Here is a 23109-nt window from a genome sequence, read left to right as displayed (position 1 = left end):
AGAGGTTGGTGAAAATTTTTACCAACCTCTTTTTAGCTTCCGCCCTACCTCTTTCCATATAAGTCTAAGTAGCGGTTATATTCTTCACGGTTAAATTCCTTTTCGGATTCACCAATGACTAAAGTTGCGATAGAGTTACCAACAACATTTACTGCTGTCCGTCCCATATCAACGAACCGGTCAATTCCAGCAATAAAGGTTAATCCTGCAATTGGTACCCCAATCGTTGACACACTAGCTAATAGAACGACAAATGATGCTCCGGGCACCCCTGCCATTCCCTTACTTGTAATCATCAATACAACCAGTAAAGTAAATTGATGGGCAAACGTTAAATGAATCCCATATGCTTGAGCAAGGAAAAGTGCAGCTAATGATTGATAGATGGCTGAACCATCCAGGTTAAAAGTATATCCTGTTGGGATTACAAAGGAAACAATCCCCTTACTTACACCCATTTTTTGCGTTTTTTCCATTAACCGGGGTAGCGTGACTTCTGAACTTGCAGTAGTAAAGGCTAAGATTATTTCATCAAGAATCACATGCATAGTCTTCCAGTAACGCAGATGGAAGAGGTGGGCCGTAATTCCTAAAATTACAACTACGAAGATGATCATCGTCATATAAGCAATAACAATAAATAATCCTAATGGTAATAGCGCACTAATTCCCATTTCAGCAATTGTCATCCCAATTAGGCCAAAGACCCCGATCGGTGCAAACTTCATTACCCAATTGGTAACTTTAAACATTACCTCAGCAACCGCATTTAGGACGTCAATGAGAATCTTGGCTTTTTCACCAACCGCTGCAATTCCCAACCCGAACAGGACAGAAAAGAGAATTACCGGCATCATATCCCCATCAGACATTGACTTAAAAATATTCGTTGGAATAATTGAAAGAATTAATTCCCAGAAGCCACTATTATGTGAAGCGGTTTTTGCACTTGACATGTACTGAGAAATATTAGTTGCATGTAGTTTATGAATATCAATAAATGTCCCCGGATGGGTAACGTTACCAATCACTAGTCCAAGAATAATGGCAACCGTCGTTAAAACTTCGAAGTAGATTAACGTTTTACCACCAATTCGTCCTAACTTCTTAATATCACCAATATTCGCAATCCCAACCGTTAAACAAGAAACCACGATCGGCATAACGATCATTTGAATCAAACGAATAAAAATTGTTCCTAAGCTCTGCATGACTTTAATGGCACCGGTATTATGATAAAAGATCATCCCACAGATAATCCCTAGCACTAGTCCAATCATAATTTGCCAACCCATACTTAGGCGTGAAATTCGGTATTTTTTCACCTTAAATCAGACTCCTTAAAAACTGTCTTGTTCTACTTTAGCATATTTTTAAAGGTTTTTCTTAGTAAATTTCAAATTTAGCTTATCAAAAGACGAACAGTTATTTTGTATTTATAATTATTTATTCACCTAAATTCTATGTTGAAAGCGGTTTTATTTTTTACTAAAGAGAAGTAGGATAGTACTAAAGTATGTTTTCAAAGGAGGAAATCAACAATTGACCAAACAATGGGTAAATAGTCGTACTGGCCGCTGGTGTTTTTTAGCATTTTCCATCTTACTTAATGCTTGTTCTAACGGTCTTACGGTGTCTACAAATATGGGGAGTGCTATCTGGACCGCTTCGGCTGCCAATCTTAGCAATTGGCTCCACTGGTCTCTAGGAAACATGTTGTTGATCGAAGGAGTAGTCGTTGCTGTCACTAACCTAATTTTATTAGGAAAATTCGACTACTTTCGGTTAATCCGAAATCTTCTTTATATCATCCCTTTTAGTTATATTCTGCAATGGTTTGTAGAACTCTTTAACTATCTCGGTGTCCCCTCACTGAATATCTGGATCCGCGTTATTTTTGATATCATCGGCCTTTTTGGGATCGCTGCTGCTGTTTCTCTCTATCAACGGGCAAACCTAATTATGCACCCCAATGATGACTTTCCCTATATTTTAAGATTCAGATTTATGCATGGTTCTGCAGTTTGGTCACAATGGGTAAGTTACATTCCACCAATTATTTTAATCATTATTTCGGTTATCGAGACTCATCAATTAGTTGCCGTTAACTTCGGGACCGTTTATAACATTCTTACCCAAGGAGCTCTGATCGCCTGGTCAGATCGCCACTTTTTCAGTAAGCTACATCACCACCTAAATTACAAACATTAAAAAGAGGTAATTAAATTATGAAGCAAACTTACATTAATGGTCATATCTTCGTTGGTGATTCAGAAGACCACTTCGTAAACAGAATGATTGTTGAGGATGGTCGGATCAAATGGATTGGTAACGATCCTAACTCCGAAGGTGATACTATTGATCTTCACGGCCAAACTATCCTTCCTGGATTAATCGATTGTCATACCCATCCAAAATACATTGCTGACGCCTTACACGGGATTGCTTGTACCCCACCAAACGTTAACAGCATTAAGGAAATGCAGGAAGCATTACAACAATCTCCAGCTTATGGTAAGGGAGCCAATGTCTGGATCGAAGGTTGGGGATTTGACGAAACAAAGTTAGCTGAGCACCGAAGCCCTAACCGAAACGATCTTGATGCCGTTTCGACCACTCAACCAATTTTTATTTATCGTTCAGATTGCCATTCTTCCATCGGAAACTCCAAAGCGCTTGAACTTGCTGGAATCGACGAAAATACCCCTGATCCAGTTGGGGGAAAGATTGAACACTTTACTAATGGTCGCCCAACCGGTTTTATGCGAGAAGTTGCAGCATCTCAACTCCTGATCCGTGCTAAGTCAGCACAAAGTTACGAAGGTGATGTGCAAAACATGATTAATAGTTCCAACCATTACCTTGCTAACGGGATTGTTGCAATCGGTGAAATGATGGGACGAATGAATCCTTATACCTCCCTCAAACTGTACCAAGATGCCGTTAAGGGTGGGTTTGCTCCAAAAGCATCGATTTACTATGTCTTTGACGAAATCGATCCAGAAAAGGGACTTCAACCAAGTGGCGATGCTAAACTCCGGGTCGCCGGAATTAAGGTCTTTATGGATGGTAGTATTTCAGGAGAAACTGCCTTTAATGCTGAACCATATCCTTCAGGCAAGATGGGCGTTAGCCTTACTTCAAAGGAAAAGCTAACTCGAGCTGTTAATATGGCCCGCGAAAACAAACTACAATTAGCTGTTCATGCGATGGGTGATCAGGCAATTCAAACTGTTATTGATGTTACGAAAGACTTAGAGCCATGGCTTGAAGGAATGCCTTCAGTCCGGATTGAACATGCGTCTCTAATGACCGATGAGATGTTTGATGAAATTGCTCATAGCAAGATGAAGTATGCATTGGTAACTCAACCAATTTTCTTCTTTGCTGAAGATGAATCTTACCGTCATTACCTCAATGCCGAACAGTTTAAGTTAGCCTACCGGGTAAAGACGATGCTGAACTCTAAGGCAATGCTTGGCTTAAGCTCAGATGCCCCATGCACCCCGTGGGCTGAGCCAGATAGTCCGTTTTATAATATTTATGCAGCGGTCACCAGGAAGGCGGCCAACGATGATGTTGTGAATGCTAACGAAGCAATTACCGTTCCTCAAGCTGTCCTTAGTTATACTCGTGATGGTGCCAAGATCGGTGGCTTCGATGACAATGGAACTCTCGAAGTCGGAAAAGCTGCTGACTTTGTAATCCTTAACAAAGATATCTTTAGTGTTCCTCATGATGAGCTCCAGAATGTTCGGGTTAAGGAAACCTGGATGGCTGGAAAAAAAGTCTTTGAAAACTAAGAATTATAAAACTTGGAATTACCGTGGCCTTTTGTTTTTAAAGGGTCAAGCTACTGCGTTTCGCCAGAATTGCCGGAGCTAGTAAACTTGCGACTAGGCGTAAGCCGTCTTCGTCAGGAGAAATTACTAGCCTTTCAGAAATTCTTCGAGGTGAAAGCACTCTAACTTATAATCGAATCGGCTTACAAAGAAGTTTACAATAGAGCCATAAACGACTAATCGGACTTGATCCATCTAATATCAATGAAATATGGCATTCTTTTTATCAAAACTCCTTTTGGGCTAAGGGCGGTGGAGTAATCTTCTATTCTGCAATGAGTGCTATTGATATTGCTCTCTGGGACATCAAAGGAAAAGTTGCTGACCAACCAATTGCGAAATTGCTTACATCTCATCCCCGAGAACGATTATCCTGTTATGCCAGTCATATTGAATACGGTTGGGGTCCATTCTCCCGCTTTGTGACACATCCTCGTGACCTTGCACGACTTGCTAACAAGGCAATCAAACAAGGTTATCGTGCAATTAAAGTCGATCCAATTCTTACTCGATCAGCACATTTTTCCGATGAATTATCCCTAAATGAAGAGCAAGTCAAAGATTGCACAAATCGGGTCGCGGCAATTCGCTGTTCTATTGGTGGTAAGGCCAAATTAATTATTGATACCCATGCAAATCTTACTCCACATGCTGCTATTCAACTTGCTCAACATCTTTCTCCCTACAATATTGCCTACTTTGAGGAACCAATTTCACCATTAGACATCACTGGTTTCAAAATAATCCATAAAAATACAAGGATTCCTCTCGCCACTGGTGAACGACTAACAATTAATCATTCATATCAGCCTTTCCTCCGTGATAAAAGTATCGCTATCCTCCAACTTGATCTAGGAAATTGCGGTGGAATTACCGCTGCACTTAAGATTGAAGCTTTAGCAAAACAACAGCATTGTTTACTTCAACTCCATGTTTGCGGTAGCCCAATTGCTACAGCAGCTGCTCTCCAATTTGAAAGTGCTAGCCAATGTTTTCTGATTCATGAGGAACATGAGATCAATTTAAAACCAGACAATTATCTCTCTGCAAAATATCACTACCAACCTTATAGGGGCTATTACACCTTACCCAGCCATCCTGGAATCGGTCAGGAACTCAGTAAGCTAGCATTAGCTAATGCAACAATTACCACTATTAATTGATAAAAAAGGTTCAGAATATGAAGAGAATCCTTCGTATCCTGAACCTTTAACTTTTATTTAGTTGTCTGTCGTTTAATCAAATGGGTACCAACAACCGTTTTACATGGATCACTCGCTGGATGGGCTAATCGTTTAGCCATCACATCAACAGCCGCATGTGCCATCTCATCAGTACCAACGTGGATTGCGGACATACTTGGATAGACATACTTTACAATTGCCGTGTCATTAAAACTAATCATCGCTAACCGATTAGGGATATCAATTTTTGCTTCTTGAACGGCCTTGAGTGCGCCAACAGCCATCGGATCATTAGCAATAAAGATTGCGTGCGGTAACTTATCACCAAGCTCCTTAATCGCTTTCTTCATCGCCCGGTATCCAGACATCGAAGTATAATCACCCGCAAGCATAAACTCTGGATGATATATTCCTCGTTGTCGTAGATCAGCCTCAAAGTAGCGCCGCCGTAAATCAGGAACAATTTCATTATCTGTCGTCTTTTCAGTTCCGGATAACATCCCGATATCCTTAATTCCTTCATCCAGGAACTCATTAATTACCGTATGAATAGCATTCTCAAAGTCTGGAACTAAGCAATCATAACCCGCAGCCAGACTATCAAAGTCAACAAAGACAATATTATTAGTCACTAGCTTTAATTCTTGAACTTGCGAATTACTAAACTTACCGATCGCAATAATCCCTGTCACGTTCCGTGGAATCTCTTCTAGATTATTTTGATAGATGGGAACTGTTTGGATTCCCCGCTGTTGAGCAGAACGTTCAATTTCCATCCGGATAGCCATGTAGTAAAGATCGTCAAGTTCCTGAGTAAGGGAGTACCATTGAACAATTGCTACTCGTTGCACTTGATCACTTCGCGTCCGTTTATGTTTTGTGTAATCCAACTCTTCCGCCGTAATTAACACTCGTTGACGAGTATTTTCGTTAACAGAGAGCGTCAAATCATTATTTAAGATTCGCGAAACAGTTGCAATTGAAACACCAGCTCGACTGGCAATATCACGTAACGTTGCCGCCATGGTAGTCACCCCTTCCTTTTTTAGAACTTATTTTACCCGGAACACCTTTAACTTGTCTAGACCGAATTATAATTGAGCGATAAAACGATCCCAGCCAGCGTTTCCAGCTTCATCATCCTTAAAGACACCGGCATTTTCAAGAACGTTAGCAAAGACATTGGCTAATTCTTGTTCCATAATTTCATCAACATTATCAGCGTTAATTTCCATCTTTTCAGCGATTTTCTTAGCCCATGGAAAGTGACTATCAGCAATATTATTTGCTTCGCCTAACCAGAACTTCTTTACTTCAGCTAATTCATCTTTTAACCGTGCTGGTAAGATTGCCCGACCCATAACTTCGATTAAACCGATGTTTTCTTTCTTGATGTGCCATAACTTTTCGTGTGGGTGAAAGATACCTAGTGGGTACTTGTCGCTAGTGTTGTTGTCACGTAAAACAAGGTCAAGAACAAACTTCTTCCCATCACGGTGCATAATTGGGGTAACTGTGTGGTGACGAGTATCACCGTCAAAGGCCTTCAATGAAAGACTCTCATCATCATAGTGATCCCAAACGTCAATAATATGAGAACCAAGGTTAATTAGTTCAGTTGTGTTGGCACTAGTTAACCGAATATCACTCATTGGCCAGTTAACAATCCCGGCTTCAACATCAGGATATTCGTCAAAGTGCAATGGCTTCTTGATTTCAGCCTTCATCATTGGGAAGCTGTGACGACCACCTTGGTAGTGTTCGTGAGCCAACATGGAACCACCAACGATTGGTAAGTCGGCATTAGAACCAACAAAGTAGGCTGGCAATTGTTTTTCAATTTCCACTAAATTAATCAAAGTTTGCTGATTAATTTGCATTGGTTCGTGCTTGCTATCAAGGAAAATGCAGTGTTCGTTGAAGTAAGCATATGGTGAATATTGGAAGCCCCATTTATGACCCCCAATCATCATCCGAATTACCCGATGATTACTCCGGGCTGCTTGTCCAAGGCGACCTTTGTAACCCTCATTTTCCATACAGAGGGCACATTGTGGATACTTCTTCTTGGTGTCATGAGCTGCCGCTGCAATTGCCTTTGGATCCTTTTCCGGCTTGGAAAGGTTAATGGTAATTTCCAGATTACCATACTTAGTTGGACGATCGAAGACAATGTTCTTCTTAATCGCAGCAACTTTAACGTAGTCATTTGATGTCATTAACTTGTAGAACCAGTTAGTAGCAGTGTCTGGAGATTGTTGATATTTTTCCCAGAACTCTTCGTTAACAACAGATGGACGTGGTGTCATTAAATCATAAAGCTGATCATTCAAAATTTCCCGTTCTGTCTGACCATCCTCAATCTTCCCCCGCTTAACAGCTAAATTAACTAATTGGGCAACAACCGGTTGGTCTTCATTACCATCAACATCTTCGTCGCCAACAAAGCCACGAATCTTATTCATTACATAAATCTTATCAAGTGGCTTATATGCTCCACTGGCAATTACATCATCAGCAAATTTTTCGATTAACTTCATCTTTTAATTCCCCCACTCATTTTAATTTTTTCTCAAACCTGTTCTAGGCAACATAGTCGAAATGTGCTTCGCCCGAGTTTCCTAGAGCTAGTAATTTGTTCTAGGCAGCATAGTCGAAACGTGCTCAGCCAGGGACTTGCTAGAGCTAACGACCTTCTGGCTAGACGTGACATGTCACGTCCTCACCAGAAGAAATCGTTAGCCAACCGCAAGTCCTCTGCTGGCTTCGCACTCTTATAACTTGTGTGGTCCGTCGACAACTTCGGCATCATAGAAACTGGCGTCGTAACCAATCTTGTCACGGTAAATCTTACCAACGTTCTTCTTGAAGTTTTCGGCTTCGGATTTCTTAACGATGGCAATTGCACTACCGGCAAATCCACCGCCGACCATCCGAGCACCAAGGCATCCTGGTTGATCCCAAGCATTTTCTGCCAAAGTATCAAGTTCCTTACCAGTAACTTCGTAGTCATATTTCAATGAAACATGAGAAGCGTTGATTAACCGGCCAAGTTCTTCAAGGTCGCCCTTTTCCATTGCATCAATAGCCCGCTTAGTCCGTTCATTTTCACTAACAGCGTGACGCGCACGGCGAATCAAAGTATCATCATTAATTAAGTAAGTGTATTGATCAAAGGTTTCTGAATCAATTTCACCAAGCTTGTTAATATCTAACTTCTTGCTGAGACGCTTTACTGCCTCTTCACATTCTTGAACCCGTTCGTTGTACTTTGAACCAGCTAATGAGTGGGTCTTATTAGTACTCATGATAATAATTTCATAGTCACCCAATTCAAGTGGTAAGTACTTGTATTCCAAACTATTGCAGTCGAGGAAAATGGCATTATCTTTCTTCCCCATTCCAACAGCAAATTGGTCCATAATTCCAGAATTCAACCCAACAAAGTCATTTTCAGTTTTTTGACCGAGCTTAACGAGATCGATCTCATCAATATCTAAGTTAAATTCTTCCTTTAAAATATCCCCCATTAGCATTTCAATTGAGGCTGAGGATGAAAGGCCAGACCCGTATGGTAAGAAGCCATGAATGTATAAGTTAAAACCGTGGTCAATCTTGTAACCATGTTGCTTAAGATAAACAAGCATCCCCTTAAAGTAGTTAACCCACTTCTCGTCGTCAGTTGATTGTGGTTGTTCATCGTTAATGTCAAAAGTAATGATCCTACTATTTTCAACCTTAGCTGAATTAGCTGAATAGATCGCTACCGTAGTGTCTTCACGTGGACCATAGACGCCATAAGTACCAATACTAATTGCACATGGGAAAACATGACCACCATTATAATCCGTGTGTTCACCAATCACATTAATCCGACCAGGAGAGAAGAAAACATCCTTTCCGGGTTCATTAAAAGTGTCTTGATATTCTTTAAGAAAATCTTGCTTATCCATGTCAAAATACCTCCATGACCACTTGAACAAAGTGGTTAACCAAATTAGTAAACTTTTACTAAACTATAATTTAGACTCTTTTACCTCATTTGTCAACAAGCGCTTTCATTTTTGAATAGTTAATATTGAAAGCGTTTCCCGCACAAGCCATTATCAAGCCTTTTAGACCTTCTTAAGTAACTTGAAAGTTCTATAATATTTAAATGACGAAAGGAATATTTATCATGAATTATTACTCTCCGTATTCTCTCTACAATTTAATTTCCCAACATGGTCGTTGGTTCATCAAAGAAATTAAAAATGTCTTTACCCTCTATACTACTAACCTCGGTAGCCGCTTACGTTTTACCACTAATGGTGTAAGTATACTAACTGTTAATGTGTTAGATAATCGGAATGAAATTTCCCCCTCTCAAATATATGCTTGGCGAATCGACAATGGCCCTTGGCACCGAGAGCAAGCAAGTCAAAGCAGTTGGAAGATTAAAACTGAGTCCAACTCCCACTTAATTGAGATCATGGTTGCAGGAAACGCAGATCTTGATCAGGTATGGAACGGGAATCAAGGCTTTGCGATTACTTCAATTAAAACTGACCAGGGAACTTTAGAAAGGGCACCAAAAATTCCAGTAATCGACTTTATTGGTGACTCAATCACTGCGGGATGCTGGGTTGCCGGGCGCCATGCATCCTACGACTACCGTCCAGAAAGTAACTATGTAGGAACAGCCGTTGACCTCCTCCATGCTACTGACGTTCGAATCGCCTATTCTGCTGGAGGTGTTCTTCGTAAAGCTACTGGTGGCGTCCCTACTGCTGATCAATTCCTTAAAAATCTTGATGAATTTACTCCCTGGCAAGTTAATCATCCGGACTTGGTAGTAGTCAATCTTGGGGTTAATGATCGTCGTTTTCCATTAGAGCAATTTAATATTCGTTACAATCATTTTCTTTCCCTTATTACAACTCTTTTTCCCAGCAGCCCAATTCTTATTATGATTCCCTTTAGTCAAACCTTCGCAAATTCCATTCGTCACTTAGCCCATAAACACCAGTTACCAGTAATCGAAACTGCTGGTTGGTGTCAAACCTATACCGATGGTTTACACCCTGATCAAGCAGGTGCAATAGAAAGTGGCGTCCGTTTAGCACAGAAGTTATCAAACTGGCTAAAGTAGGGTACAATTATAGAGTAACGTACTTAGGATAATTATGAATTTTGTTATCTTAATGAAGGAGGTTTTACCATGACGGATCAACGCTTACTAGACATTCAGAGCGGTAATAACTTCCGTGATCTGGGTGGCTACGAAACTTCTGACGGACGTCATGTAAAGTGGCACCGATTAATTCGTTCTGGTTCCCTGGCTAACTTAAACAAACATGATTTAAACACTTTAGCAGCGATCCCTGTTACAATCGATATTGATTTACGGGCTCCGGAAGAAGTTAAGCAAGCACCAGATAAGCTTCCCAAAACTGCTAATTACTACCATCTTCCCGTGTTTAAATCTGACGAAACCGATGCTTCACATAGCGATGAAGAAATTATGAGTCGAATCTTGAAGCCGGGGAATGGTCACCAGCACATGCTTGATGTTTATCGACGGATGGTAGAAGTACCAACAGCTAAAGTGGCTTACCAACAAATGTTTGAACTTCTCTTGAGTAATGAGCCAACTCAAGCTAGCCTCTTTCACTGCACTGCAGGAAAGGATCGCACAGGAATGGCTGCCTACTTGATCCTAAGCGCCCTTCAGGTACCGGAAGAAGTGATTCTTCAGGATTACCTTCTGACCAATGATGTTACTCGTAATTTTCGAGAACTGTGGCTTCAAAGGCTCCGTGATAAAGGTGAAAGTGAGATTGTTGTAGAAAATCGCCGAGCCCTTGGCTCAGTTTCTCCCGACTACATCAAACAAGCCACCAGATTAATCACTGCCAATTATGGAAACGTTCAAAATTATTTAAAAGAATATCTTGACTTATCCCCAGATGCTCTTAAAGAATTGCAACAATTATACTTAGTTTAAAGGAGTGGATTTTAATGAAAATTTCTGTCCCACTTATTAACGGACTATTAGCCGATGAGTATGGAAAATATGCTCCAGCTAATTTAATGTTAGCCGAGCACCCCATCAAATCATTTCCAATCAAAATCAGCGATGCTCCGGCTACCACAAAAACCTTTGCCATTGTTTTCGTTGACTATGATTCTGTTCCGGTTTGTGGTTTTACTTGGATTCACTGGTTGGCAGCGAATATTCCCGCTACAATGACTACCATTCCAGCAAATGCTAGTCGAGAACTAAACAACAAATTTGTTCAAGGAAACAATAGCAATGCCGGTTCTTTAGTTAATGGTAATCCTGCCATTTCCAGTGGTTATGTTGGGCCACAACCCCCTGATAAAACCCATCATTATACATTAAAAGTTTATGCCCTTGATAAACAGCTACCACTTGAGAACCGGTACTGGCTAAATGACTTTATCCATACCGCTAAAGATCACATTTTAGCCCAAGCTAAATTTGATATTCCAAGCCGTGCATAAGGAGGAACAAACAAATGGAAACAAGAATTTTCTTTAACCCTGGTGATTCAATCGCCAACATTCATGACTATAATGAAGCTGTACGAAAAGGACAAATCTTCAAACGTGAACGTGAAGCTGATGATCTTGTCATTGCCAAAGGTCCAGATGATGAAGAGTATGCGATCTTCTACGCCAAAGATGCTCAGTCCGAACCAAAGGCTGATAAAGTTAAAGCATATGAGGTTAAAAAGCGAGTATAAAATAACGAGGTCGGTGAATAATTCACCGACCTCGTTATTTTTATCTAAATGCCCTTATTAAATGACCAATTCCCTGAGAAGTAATCTCAAGATCGCTCGCAGCTTCTTGAATAGCTACGGGTAGTGGTTTAACGGCAGTCTGACTAGCAAACAGCCCATCAATTATTCCCGTTTTATATAAGTCTGTCGCCCGTTCTCCTAGACTTGCAGCAACAGCAACCACTATTACTTCCGGAGAAACCTTCTTAGCAAGCTTGGCTACCCCATACGGTGCCTTTCCAAATTGGGTTTGGTAATCCAATTGTCCTTCACCAGTAATTACAACATCAGCATTTTTTACCCGCTGTTCAAAATTACTGGCATGCAGAACTGTTTGAATCCCCGATCTAATTTGCGCATTTGTGAAGGCTAGGAAGGCTGTACCAAGTCCACCTGCAGCTCCTGCACCATCAAGATTAGCAACATTTTTTCCAGTATCACGATGGATTACTTCAGCGTAATTTTGCAATGCTCGATCCAAGTGCGGGATCATTTCCAAAGTTACCCCTTTTTGTGGTCCAAATACAGTAGCTGCTCCCTTTTTTCCTGTCAGTGGATTAGTCACATCTGCCGCAAGGACTATTTCAGTTTTAGCTAATCGCGGATCTAGCTCAGATAAATCAATTCTTTCTAGTCGAGCTAATTCATCACCGCCGGCTAAAAGTTCTTGATCATCCTGAGCGTAAAAATGAGCCCCCAGTGCACGCATCATTCCAACACCACCGTCTGTTGTCCCACTACCTCCCAGGCCAACAATGATCTGCTTAACATTTTGGTCCAGTGCAGCTTTAATTAATTCTCCAGTTCCAAACGTATTAACCGTTAATGGATTACTCTGGGAATTTAAATATTGGATCCCACTTGCAGCAGCGGTTTCAATAACAGCAGTGTTTGAATTGCCAAGGATCCCAAACGAAGCATTAATTGTGTTTCCGTTCGGATCATGTGCGGGTACTGTAATTACTCGACCATTTGTAGCAGTTACTAACGCTTCTACAGTCCCTTCACCACCATCAGCAATTGGAATTAAATCGTAATCTGCATCAGGAATTGCACTTTTTAATCCCTGAGCAATCGCATCAGCTGCTTGACGGGCAGTTAGGCTCCCTTTAAAAGAATCAGGAGCAATAACAATTTTCATCGTCTGTTATCTCCCTCCAACTATATGAGCGGCTTGTGTTTCAAGATAATTGATTAAGCTGTCAGAATCAGTCTTAAAATCGTCAACAAAACTCTTTCCCTTTGGTGTTACGACACCAACTTGTTCGCCCATCACGTCTGTTACAATCAGTTTATCGCCATCACTTTTCACTTCATCATAACGACCTTCAAGTGCTTCATCTAATAATGCTTGAAGGATATCAGGAACTGCTTGTTCAATCACTTCTTCAGGGGTTACTTTTTCACCATGAACTTGGTGCTTGGCAACCTGAACAGCAACTTCTTCCATGTTTTCAGGAATGTATTCACTCACTAGCCTCCGCTTCCTTTCATCTTAAAATGAGCGACTGACTATTTTTTTCGTCGCTTTCGTCGCTTTTTACTAAACTTAATTCCTTGGGGAACTTTTTTCTTTCGTAACAACTGATGATCTTTTTCAACCGGTACCTGTTGTTGAGAAGCCTGCTGACGCTTTTGAAGCTGTTGACGTTCATATTCTCCCCACGGGTTAAGGATTGACCGCATAAAGGTGGCAACCTCTAATTGGTGAGTGTCCATCCACTTCTCTGTCTTTTTTACGTCATCGATATTAACACCTTGACTCTGGATATATGAAAGCATTAGTTGGGTGGTCCGTTGACGACGTTCCATCGAAGCTAACATGTTCTGTGATGTTTGCATATGGGCAATCGACTTTAAGGCAACCCGATATTGCTCCATATCAATTTGGTCCGTACGCTTCAGGTAGTCAAACAATGCCTGGGCAGTTGGAACAATGTTTAAAATCTCCAGCTTAGTAATATTAGGATCTAATGGCATCATCATCCCTAATACCAATTGCAAGTCATTAAAACGCCATTGATTGGGACCTTGGTGACATTCTTGATACATTAATTGTAAGAATTCAACTACCAAGTACTGCTGATCAGTAGTACTAAGGTCTTTTCCTTTAAATTCCGGAGCAGTTGCAACTTCTTTTTTGATCCGTGAAATTTCCTGCTTCATTTTGTCAGCCGGAATCAACTTTACTGGCGCAATTGATTGTTGTACTTCTTCACGGGTTGTTTGGGTAACAGTTTTTTTCACTACTGAAGCTTTTTTCTCCGGTTCACCAGTCATTGCAGCTAATGTTTGGTGTGCTTTTCGACACTTATTCATTGTTGGTCGTTGATCATCAATTGCTACTTCAAGTGCGTTTAATTGATCATTCCCCAAGAATTTTTGATAAGCCTTCAAAACTGGTGCCACGGCAATCCCAAATGAATTAGTTAACGCTGGATCAGCGATAAACTGACCAACCATTACCTCTTTAACCGCTTGTGGTGTCCACGCGGTATCATCCAGTCGGTGCTCTTCGGTCATATACTTATTAAATCGAGTAAGAATCTCTTGAGCATGCTTTTGCTGGTTAGCAGACAGCTGGTCATACGTGGACGAATTTAGGAACTTTTTAATATGTTCTTCTTGTTCGCTCATTTCCCAATTGTTCCTCCATCATAAATTGAATTATCTTCTCTATCATATCATAATTAAAAATGAACCATTAATCATCCCCCTATAAAGTAGAAGACTTAAGGAGTGACCAATAAATGCAACGAAAAAAGATTCAAGAAGCTATGGCTCACGTTTATTTTCAAAAAATGACGCCGACTGGCTACCACGAAATCGAAGAAGAGATTAAAAAATTACAAGAGCAACGTCCAGCCAAAATTGCGCAGTTAAAAGCTGCTCGCGCCCTTGGTGATCTATCAGAAAACACAGAATACAGCACTGCAAAACGGGAGCTCCGACATTTAGAGAGCCGGTTACGTTACCTCAACAAGCAGTTACAATACGCTGAAATCATTAAGCCTGCTGACAATCAAACCGTTGATCTTGGAACCGCCGTTACCCTCCAGTTTGAGGATGATGATGAAAAGGTTAAATACACGATTGTTGGTAAACAGGAAGCAGATTTAGCAAAGCAAAAGATCTCTTTTGACTCACCACTCGGTCAAGCACTTTTACACCAAAAAGTTGGCCAAACCGTTACCGTTCAGGCTCCCCAATCTACCTATCAAGTTACAATCTTAGCTGTTCAATTAACGTCCTCAGAAGAAATAAATTAAATTCAACTATAAAAAATATTTTTTAGTTACTTTAGTCCTTTATTTTTAACCAATCATAGTAAATATCAACTGATTAATCACTAATTTTTTGCTTGTTTCGAAAGAGAAGAATGCTATACTAGAACTCGTTGCCATTAAGCATGGCCCACAACATATTGTATTTATATCTTTTATAATTTAGTGGGGGCACAATATATAGATATAGGAGACTTTGAGTAATGAAGAACTATTTACATTTTCTCGGTCATCAACTTAAGGGGTGGCCTCAGCAAAACTACTATCTGTTTTTCTTCAGCCTTGGCTGTCAGGTTATGACTCTGGTAAATGATAAAATTACTTGGATTACAGTAATTACTTTTATCGGGACTACTTTAGGTGTTCTTTGTATTTTAGCCATCAATGCTGCTAAGTCCGTTAATGGTTGGCTAGGAATTCTTTCAGCTATCTGTTTCATTATTATTGGTTTTAGTGCAAAAAACTATCTTAGTATTGGTGAACAAATTGCCTACGTCGTTACTCTAGACATTCCGGTTCTGCTTTCTGTTAACTGGAATATCAACATGGTCTCAAAAATCCGAAAGTTTACTGGTAAAACTTGGGTAATTGCGATCTTATCAACGATTGCAGTTTACATCGTTTCGGGTTACTTGATTGGTGCATTAACAAATGATCCACGTCCATGGATCGATGCCGTTAGCTTCTCAATTAGTTTAACTGCCGGTGTTATTTGTTTCTTACGTTACAACAACCAATACTTCTGGTGGTTGGCCTCAGGAATCTTCCAAATGATTCTGTGGGGGATTACGTATGCCCAAGGCGATGCATCATTGGCAATGGCTGTTAACAGTATGGTTTACATCATTAATGATGTCTTAGCATTCACCATTTCACCATGGTACAACAAGCGTGAACGTGCTCGTCTTGAAAAAGAAGAAGCTCAATACTCTGCAAATTTAAATACACAAGCATAACTTTAACTTACTAATCCCTAACTCAGCTCTTCATGATTTGAGTTAGGGATTTTCTTAATGTATGATTTGATTAGTTATTTATTATTCTGGGGGTAAAGATGGTAAAAGTATTCGTTGTGGAAGATAATCCCATTATTATTAAAACAGTCAAAAATGAATTAGAGAAATGGCAGTATGCGGTTGTTACCGTTAAAGATTGGGATCAGGTCACCGATGAAGTTAAGGAAGAAATGCCGGATATAATCTTATTTGATATCACCTTACCTACTTTTGACGGGTTTTACTGGATTAATGCGGTTCGCCAACTGACAAAGGCACCGATCATTGTTATATCGGCAGCAGATATTGATAGTAATATTATGCATGCGATTGCTTCTGGAGCAGATGATTATATCATGAAGCCATTTTCCGCTACCGTCTTACTCGCTAAAATTCAAGCACTCCTGCGCAGAAATCAAAAAGCAGCTGGAATGGAGAAACTCGCTTGGGGATCAAGTGAACTAAATTCACTAACTAACAAATTAACAACCCCTAACGGTAATATTCAACTATCGCCTACGGAAAGCGCCCTTCTGGGAATACTAATTAATCACCTTAATCATACCGTTACCAAAGAGCGACTCCTCGAATGGCTCTGGCAGGGTGGAAAGTTTCTTAATGATAATACATTAAACGTTAATATTAGTCGACTCCGTTCTAAACTGGCAACGGTTAACTTGGATAAAAGCTTGCGAACTGAACGAGGAATTGGGTACCGCTTGGTAATTCAACATGAAATCTAAAAAATTCTGGACCTACCAGTTCAAATCATTTTTACCGATCTTCATTTTTTACCTGCTTCTTCTTGGTCTTATTAAATTACTTGCCACTCTGTACTACCTACCGAAAAGTTTTTTCTGGGATACATTTCGTTTTAGTTTTCCATTATTAGTAATTTGGTTTCTAGTTAACAGCTACCAATCGCATAAACGAGTTCAGGTAATTACTAAAGAAAAGGGGATTTCAGTAAATAATCCAATTGAAGCTCAACTACTTCACAACTATCAGTTACACCAACGGACTGCTGAATGTACAATCCATGATTTAAATAACCAACAAAAAGAGCAACTAGACCGTATTGAGATGTATTCTCATGAAATTAAAAATTCGTTGACCAGTCTTCAAGCTGCCACAGAAAATAGTGATCCGGTTCCTAGTAAAACGGTTCTTCGTGCCGTCTTCCAAGCTAATTACCACCTGGATATGCTCCTGAATGACGAACGTCTTGCAATGACTAAAAATGACCTTGATTTTGAATGGATTAATCTACAAAAACTAATCATTGAAATTCTGAAACAAAATTCATCGCTTTTTATTAGTCGCCAACTTGTTCCTCAACTAGACAATCTCAGTAATATTTTGGTTCTAACGGACAGAAAGTGGCTCCGTTTCTGCATTAATCAGCTTCTTTCAAATGCAATTAAATATTCCCCCAATGACTCAACAATTTACTTTAACTGGGTTAACAATAACCTCCAAATCATTGATCACGGTATCGGAATCAAAAGTAGTGATCTTCCCCGGATTTATGACAATGGTTTTTCAGGGAAAAATGGTCACCAAACAATTAAATCGACGGGAATGGGACTATACCTGGTTAAGAAGATAAGTAGCCAGTTAAACTTCAGTCTCAAAATCTCTTCAAAAGCTGGTCATGGGACCAACGCCAATTTACATTTCCCGGGAAATAACGTTAAGAAGGGATAATCACCTTCTTCCCAACATTACAATTCTGTAAGGTTCTCCTCAATTCTGTAAGTATGAATTACTGGAGGACCTTTTTATAATGAGGATAGGATGTGAGCCCCGACGAATTAGCACGCGGTTGACTAACCTAGCCTGATGAACGATGAATTGCATCGAAATCAGGCGTAGTTAGGCTCGTCGGGGCGAATACATTTCAGTTATATTGCCTAGTATATTAGCTCAAGAAAGATTAGGGCAACACGTTTCGACTACGCTGCCTACTCTAATCATGACCATTTAGTTTTGTAGAAAGCAATATTTTAAATAACACCTAAAGAAAGGAATGACTAACATGAATCTTCTCCATCTTAGCAACGTTCAACGAACATATAACGCAAATTCATCCCACCCAGTTTACGCATTGAAGAATATTAGTTTTGATGTTAACCCAGGCGAATACATTGCAATCATGGGAGAATCAGGGGCTGGTAAAAGTACTCTCCTCAATATTATTGCCACTCTAGAAAAGGCAACTGCGGGTGAAGTTCTCTTAAACAGCCAAAATCTCAATAAACTCACCCCTGATGAAGCTGCAAAATATCGTCGAGAACACTTAGGCTTTATCTTCCAACACTTCAACCTTCTCGATACTCTTTCTAATCGTGATAATATCTACCTTCCCTTAGTTCTCGCAAAGGTTCCGGTAGCAGAGATGGATAAACGGATTAAGCCACTTGCTTCAGCTCTAGGAATCAATAAGATTATCGATCGCTACCCTACCGAAATTTCTGGTGGGCAACAACAACGAATAGCAATCGCCCGGGCATTAATTACGCAGCCTGATCTCCTATTAGCAGATGAGCCAACAGGTGCTCTAGATTCAAATACAAGTAAAGAAATCTTGAACCTTTTTGATACGGTTAACCACAACGGTCAAACAATCATTATGGTTACCCACAGTGCTGCCGCAGCTAGTCACGCTAAGCGAACTTTATTTATTAAAGACGGTAAAATTTACCACGAACTATTCCGAGGTAATGAATCTCTTAAGGACTACCAAGAACAAATTAGTAACACAATGATGACCCTAACAAACGGGGGTGAGTAGAAATGTTGTATTTTAAGTTAATTAATTCAAGCTTCAAGCGAAATATGCGTAGCTATGGTCCCTACCTAATGGCTACCGTTATGCTTGTTGTAATTAACTATATTTTTCTCGCAACTGAAGCAAATACTAGCTTAAAGAAACTTAATACAGGTGCTACTACCTCAGCAATGCTGGATCTTGGTTTTCACTTTATTCTCCTAGTCACCTTAGCCTTTCTTATCTATGTTAATCGGTTTCTCTGGCAACAACGAAGCCGGGAAATGGGTCTTTACAGTATGCTAGGAATGACTAGTCGAAACCTCCAGCTCCTAACAATTATCGAAAAGTGCTACTTAATTGTTATTAGCCTAGTTGCTGGATTAGTCCTCGGTATTATCTTCGAAAAGCTAGCCTTCCTCGGTCTTGGTTACCTTCTAAACATTAAGCATATTTCTCAACCATGGTTTGTTCCGGCAGCAATTGGAAAAACTGTACTCCTAACTATTTGTTTTTTTGCTTTAATTGCACTAATCGACTTATTCAAGCTCCACTGCTTAACCCCTAACCAGCTTTGGCAGCAAGAATCGGTGCATTCAAGGCGCCATGGTGTTATCTACACACTAGCCGGTTTCCTTGGCTTTGTCTTGTTAATCTGGGCATATTATATTACCCTAACAATCAAACCACAAATTTCCGCCATCTCCCATTTCCTTTTAGCAGTAGTCTTGTTAGTAATCGGTACCTACTTAGTCTTTATCATTGGAAGTATCATTCTCTTAAAGCTTTTACGAAAAAATAAGCGATTCTACTATAAGCCACGTCATTTTATTGCTATTTCTGGAATGATTCAACGGATGGAGCAAAACGGTGCCAGTCTCGCCACCATCTGTTTACTTTGCAGCTCAATCCTTGTCATTCTCTTTACATCAATTACCCTTTACGCAGGGATAGGAAGCACAGTTAAATCATATGCCCCTGAAGATGTCGTTATCACTAGCAACCAAAGATTAACCCAAGCTCAAAAGAACACGATTAATTCTACCGCTCATCAACACCAGGCTAGAATTAACCACTACTTGACTTATACCATGTCAACACCTCAATACGGTTACTGGTGTGATAATAAGTTTGTTAGTCAAGGTTCTCTCCAATCCATGGACAATAAAACCAGTAGTTCAATCATTTTATTGACAACTAAGGAATATAACCGAATCGCTAAGCAGAACGTTCACCTTGCGGATAACGAGGCATTAACCTACGCCAATAATAAAGGACGCTCTGGAGCAGTCACTATCAATAATCATAAATACCAAGCAAAATCGCTCAAGCACTTTGAGCAATACTTCAATCCTGATCACAGCATCTATACGCCAACCTTTATCGTTCTTAATAAACTGCCGCAATCTTTGCCAATGACTACCGTTACTACCTTTAACTATCAATTAAAAGGAAATCAAAAGCAGCGAATTAAGTTTGAAAATGACTTACAAATGAAGTTACGAATGAATAACCTTAACTTTACTGGAAAAGCAACGATTACGTCATTAATTAACGGACTATATGGTGGCCTGATCTTCATCGGTATTTTGATCAGTATTGCCCTCACTATTACGACCACAATCGTAATTTACTTCAAGCAAATTTCAGAAGGTTATGCCGATCAAAATCGTTTCAAGACGATGAAACAAGTAGGACTTAGCGAAAAGGAAACCGTTAAGAGTATCCACAGCCAAGTTTTAATGGTCTTCCTCTTACCAGTCATCGGAGCGATTATTAATCTTGGCTTCGCTACCCCGGCAATCCGACAAATCATGGTCCAACTTAACTTCTACAACCTTAAATTAATGGTTACCGTTGGAATCATTGTTGCTGTTGGCCTCATTGTCCTCTACCTGGTTCTCTACGCATTAACGACCAGAGTATATCGCCAAATTGTGGATGAGCCAATTAAAGAAGTAGAGAATTAACTCGATTCAACTTTATCTCTATATATAAATTACCCTCCTAATGGTTTATACTCTCTTTGAAAGCGATTACCAAAAGGAGGGTAATTAATTATGGACCAGTATCATACCAGTAAAATTACGAATCAACGTTACCGTCCCACTTATCACATTGCGACACCAGGGGGTTGGCTTAACGATCCAAATGGTCTCTGTTACTTTAACGGATACTACCATGTCTTTTATCAATATCATCCCTTCTCTGCAAAGTGGGGCCCAATGCATTGGGGACATGTTCGAAGTAAAGACCTTGTTCACTGGGAACAATTACCAATTGCCTTGACTCTAGGAGACCAGGAAGATCCTGGCGGCTGTTTTTCTGGTTCCGCGATTGTAAAAGACAACCGGCTTTACTTATTGTATACGGGCCAACATTACTACGCAGATCATGATCTTAATCACTTCTTCGAGGTACAAAACCTTGCCTACAGTGATGACGGGATTCACTTTACTAAGTATTCTGGAAATCCAATCATCACTGCACCAAAAGATAATTCACAAGACTTTCGTGATCCCAAAGTTTGGTTCCAAGACGGTTATTATTATCTAGTAATTGGCAGCCGTGCAAAGGACAAGGATCAAGGTCGCGTATTACTTTATCGTTCTTCTAACTTAACCAACTGGCAAGAAATGGGGCCAATTGCTGAAGCAAGCTCCGCAAAGGACGAAGGATATATGTGGGAATGTCCAGATCTATTCAAGATTAATGGCCAAGATGTCTTTATGTGTTCACCAATGGGAATGGACAAGCAGGAAAACCAGTTTCTAAATTATTCCCAATCTTGCTACTCAATTGGTCAGCTTGATTTATCAAAACCTCAATTTACCGGAACACCTTTCCGTGATATTGATTCCGGGCATAACTTTTACGCCCCACAAACATTCCTTACCCCGGATCACCGACGAATCATGGTTGGGTGGATGAGTACGTTTGAAGGTGAACCAAAAGAGGATCCCTATGGTTGGGCCGGTGTGCTAACATTACCACGTGAACTTAAAATTATAAGTGATCACCTTTATAACTACCCCGTTGCTGAAATTAATAATTCGCATCATGATAAAGTTCTTGATGATGTAATTACAGTTTCCAAGCCACAATCTTTAACTCTCTCTGATAGTCAGCATCTTGATTTACAATTTAAATTTTCCGCAGATGGAATTGATCGATTAACCTGGCAAATGACTGATCAGGATAGTTGCCTAATCCAATTAATTATTAATCAACAAAATGTAACCTTGATTCGTTGTGGAGCTGATCCTAAACGATACGCTCAATTAGCTGGGCCACTAACGGAATTACGAATACTAGTGGATACTAGTTCAGTTGAAATTTTCCTTAATCAGGGATGGGCTTCATTTACTGAACGTTATTACGCAAATGGTAAGGTTACCCACCAACTTCAAAGTTCACAAAAGCAGCCAATCAAAGTAATAGCTTATTCTTTAGGCTAAATAATCCTGTAACTAATCATAACCACCCGTGAAACGGGTGGTTTGTTCTTCGGCTAAAAGCCGATAAGAGAAGCCAGCGTCTCAAGGCGCTGGCTTTTCCTTCGTCCAAGCCAAAATGCTCTGACTACTTCGCTACTGCTTTAAGCAGTGTTAGTATTACTTCACCTTACCCTTAAAAGGGTCCGAGTATTCTATCGTTGTTAATTTATCGACTACCATATCATGTTTCTCTTGATCACGAATATATTTCTTGATGGTGGACTCATTTAATCCTACTGTGCTGACATAATAACCTTCTGCCCAAAAATGTCGATTGCCAAATTTATACTTTAAATTGGCATGATGATCAAACATCATCAATGCACTTTTTCCTTTCAAATATCCCATAAATTGCGAAACGCTTAACTTCGGTGGAATACTTACTAATAAGTGAACATGATCAGGCATCAAATGTCCTTCAATAATCTTTACTCCTTTATACTGACATAGTAATCTAATATAATCTCGTAAATCTTTCCGATATTGATTGTAAATTATTTTCCGTCTATACTTTGGAATGAATACGATGTGATACTTACATAACCACTTCGTATGGGCTAAACTATTTAGTTTATTAGCCATATTAATTAAACCTCTTTTCCCTTATTTGATTTTGGCTTGAACACCTACATCTTAAGGCAAAAGAGGTCTTTATTTATATAATCTTATCCCCCACCCGCAAAGCAGGTGGTTTTTTGTTTCGCATACTCACTCCGTTCGCATGCTCAACTAGGCCTAAAGGCATTAAT

At 39.9% G+C, this 23109-nt stretch carries 22 protein-coding genes; 14 read left to right on the top strand and 8 right to left on the bottom strand.

The window, feature by feature from the left end:
• Positions 1–44: 44 nt before the first annotated feature.
• Positions 45–1325: a cation:dicarboxylate symporter family transporter gene (locus tag H5R64_RS02545; protein ID WP_182580695.1), complete on the bottom strand. Its 1281-nt coding sequence runs from the start codon at positions 1323–1325 to the stop codon at positions 45–47.
• A gap of 217 nt (positions 1326–1542) precedes the next feature.
• Here H5R64_RS02545 and H5R64_RS02540 point away from each other — a divergent pair, with 217 nt between their 5' ends.
• The 3 genes from H5R64_RS02540 (at position 1543) to H5R64_RS02530 (ending at position 5005) form a co-directional block, all read left to right on the top strand.
• A complete protein-coding gene (locus tag H5R64_RS02540) occupies positions 1543–2211 on the top strand; it encodes a hypothetical protein (RefSeq protein WP_182580694.1) in 669 nt (222 codons plus the stop codon).
• A gap of 17 nt (positions 2212–2228) precedes the next feature.
• On the top strand, positions 2229–3803 hold the full coding sequence (locus tag H5R64_RS02535) for an amidohydrolase (RefSeq protein WP_182580693.1): 1575 nt from the start codon (positions 2229–2231) through the stop codon (positions 3801–3803).
• 218 nt (positions 3804–4021) lie between these two features.
• Entirely contained in the window at positions 4022–5005 is a 984-nt protein-coding gene (locus H5R64_RS02530; protein WP_308184597.1) for a mandelate racemase/muconate lactonizing enzyme family protein, read from the top strand.
• 53 nt (positions 5006–5058) lie between these two features.
• On the opposite strand, the gene H5R64_RS02525 is transcribed toward H5R64_RS02530, so the two are convergent.
• The 3 genes from H5R64_RS02525 to H5R64_RS02515 form a co-directional block, all read right to left on the bottom strand.
• Positions 5059–6051, bottom strand: a complete 993-nt coding sequence (locus H5R64_RS02525) for a LacI family DNA-binding transcriptional regulator (protein WP_182582707.1) — start codon at positions 6049–6051, stop codon at positions 5059–5061.
• 66 nt (positions 6052–6117) lie between these two features.
• Complete coding sequence (locus H5R64_RS02520) at positions 6118–7566, bottom strand: UDP-glucose--hexose-1-phosphate uridylyltransferase (protein WP_182580690.1); 1449 nt, start codon at positions 7564–7566, stop codon at positions 6118–6120.
• A gap of 234 nt (positions 7567–7800) precedes the next feature.
• A complete protein-coding gene (locus H5R64_RS02515; protein ID WP_182580689.1) occupies positions 7801–8979 on the bottom strand; it encodes a galactokinase in 1179 nt (392 codons plus the stop codon).
• A 224-nt stretch (positions 8980–9203) separates the two neighbouring features.
• Here H5R64_RS02515 and H5R64_RS02510 point away from each other — a divergent pair, with 224 nt between their 5' ends.
• The 4 genes from H5R64_RS02510 to H5R64_RS02495 all read left to right on the top strand — a co-directional run bounded on the left by H5R64_RS02510 (position 9204) and on the right by H5R64_RS02495 (position 11775).
• Positions 9204–10157: a GDSL-type esterase/lipase family protein gene (locus H5R64_RS02510; RefSeq protein ID WP_182580688.1), complete on the top strand. Its 954-nt coding sequence runs from the start codon at positions 9204–9206 to the stop codon at positions 10155–10157.
• A gap of 69 nt (positions 10158–10226) precedes the next feature.
• Positions 10227–11012, top strand: coding sequence for a tyrosine-protein phosphatase (locus H5R64_RS02505; RefSeq protein ID WP_182580687.1), 786 nt, complete (start codon positions 10227–10229; stop codon positions 11010–11012).
• A gap of 14 nt (positions 11013–11026) precedes the next feature.
• Complete coding sequence (locus H5R64_RS02500; protein WP_182580686.1) at positions 11027–11533, top strand: YbhB/YbcL family Raf kinase inhibitor-like protein; 507 nt, start codon at positions 11027–11029, stop codon at positions 11531–11533.
• 14 nt (positions 11534–11547) lie between these two features.
• Positions 11548–11775, top strand: coding sequence for a hypothetical protein (locus tag H5R64_RS02495; RefSeq protein WP_182580685.1), 228 nt, complete (start codon positions 11548–11550; stop codon positions 11773–11775).
• A gap of 40 nt (positions 11776–11815) precedes the next feature.
• On the opposite strand, the gene H5R64_RS02490 is transcribed toward H5R64_RS02495, so the two are convergent.
• From H5R64_RS02490 to H5R64_RS02480, 3 genes are read right to left on the bottom strand one after another with little or no spacing between them, the layout of a single operon-like run.
• Complete coding sequence (locus H5R64_RS02490) at positions 11816–12955, bottom strand: glycerate kinase family protein (protein ID WP_182580684.1); 1140 nt, start codon at positions 12953–12955, stop codon at positions 11816–11818.
• A gap of 6 nt (positions 12956–12961) precedes the next feature.
• Positions 12962–13288, bottom strand: coding sequence for a hypothetical protein (locus tag H5R64_RS02485; RefSeq protein ID WP_182580683.1), 327 nt, complete (start codon positions 13286–13288; stop codon positions 12962–12964).
• Between the two features lie 38 nt (positions 13289–13326).
• Positions 13327–14451, bottom strand: a complete 1125-nt coding sequence (locus tag H5R64_RS02480) for a hypothetical protein (protein ID WP_182580682.1) — start codon at positions 14449–14451, stop codon at positions 13327–13329.
• Between the two features lie 113 nt (positions 14452–14564).
• On the opposite strand from H5R64_RS02480, the gene greA reads away from it, so the two are divergent.
• The 7 genes from greA to H5R64_RS02445 all read left to right on the top strand — a co-directional run bounded on the left by greA (position 14565) and on the right by H5R64_RS02445 (position 22321).
• The gene (gene greA, locus H5R64_RS02475) at positions 14565–15083 is read left to right on the top strand and encodes a transcription elongation factor GreA (protein ID WP_182580681.1); all 519 of its coding nucleotides are present in this window, start codon (positions 14565–14567) and stop codon (positions 15081–15083) included.
• Positions 15084–15301: 218 nt separating this feature from the next.
• Positions 15302–16054, top strand: coding sequence for a nicotinamide riboside transporter PnuC (pnuC, locus tag H5R64_RS02470; RefSeq protein WP_182580680.1), 753 nt, complete (start codon positions 15302–15304; stop codon positions 16052–16054).
• Positions 16055–16152: 98 nt separating this feature from the next.
• On the top strand, positions 16153–16836 hold the full coding sequence (locus H5R64_RS02465) for a response regulator transcription factor (RefSeq protein WP_182580679.1): 684 nt from the start codon (positions 16153–16155) through the stop codon (positions 16834–16836).
• The gene (locus H5R64_RS02460) at positions 16826–17800 is read left to right on the top strand and encodes a sensor histidine kinase (protein ID WP_182580678.1); all 975 of its coding nucleotides are present in this window, start codon (positions 16826–16828) and stop codon (positions 17798–17800) included. Before H5R64_RS02465 ends, H5R64_RS02460 begins: the two co-directional genes overlap by 11 nt.
• A gap of 331 nt (positions 17801–18131) precedes the next feature.
• On the top strand, positions 18132–18887 hold the full coding sequence (locus tag H5R64_RS02455; protein WP_182582705.1) for an ABC transporter ATP-binding protein: 756 nt from the start codon (positions 18132–18134) through the stop codon (positions 18885–18887).
• Positions 18888–18889: 2 nt separating this feature from the next.
• Positions 18890–20833: an FtsX-like permease family protein gene (locus H5R64_RS02450; RefSeq protein ID WP_182580676.1), complete on the top strand. Its 1944-nt coding sequence runs from the start codon at positions 18890–18892 to the stop codon at positions 20831–20833.
• Between the two features lie 90 nt (positions 20834–20923).
• Positions 20924–22321 carry a glycoside hydrolase family 32 protein gene (locus H5R64_RS02445; protein WP_182580675.1) on the top strand — a complete coding sequence of 466 codons (1398 nt, stop codon included), beginning with the start codon at positions 20924–20926 and terminating at the stop codon, positions 22319–22321.
• Positions 22322–22477: 156 nt separating this feature from the next.
• Here H5R64_RS02445 and tnpA read toward each other — a convergent pair whose 3' ends face one another.
• Positions 22478–22942 (bottom strand): IS200/IS605 family transposase, encoded by a 465-nt coding sequence (gene tnpA, locus H5R64_RS02440; RefSeq protein ID WP_182580307.1) that lies wholly within the window; start codon positions 22940–22942, stop codon positions 22478–22480.
• Positions 22943–23109 lie beyond the last annotated feature (167 nt).

The organism is Limosilactobacillus fastidiosus, assembly GCF_014145505.1.
GTDB lineage: Bacteria > Bacillota > Bacilli > Lactobacillales > Lactobacillaceae > Limosilactobacillus > Limosilactobacillus fastidiosus.
Note: the sequence above shows the minus strand (reverse complement) of the source record. Positions and strands in the feature narration are given on the sequence as shown.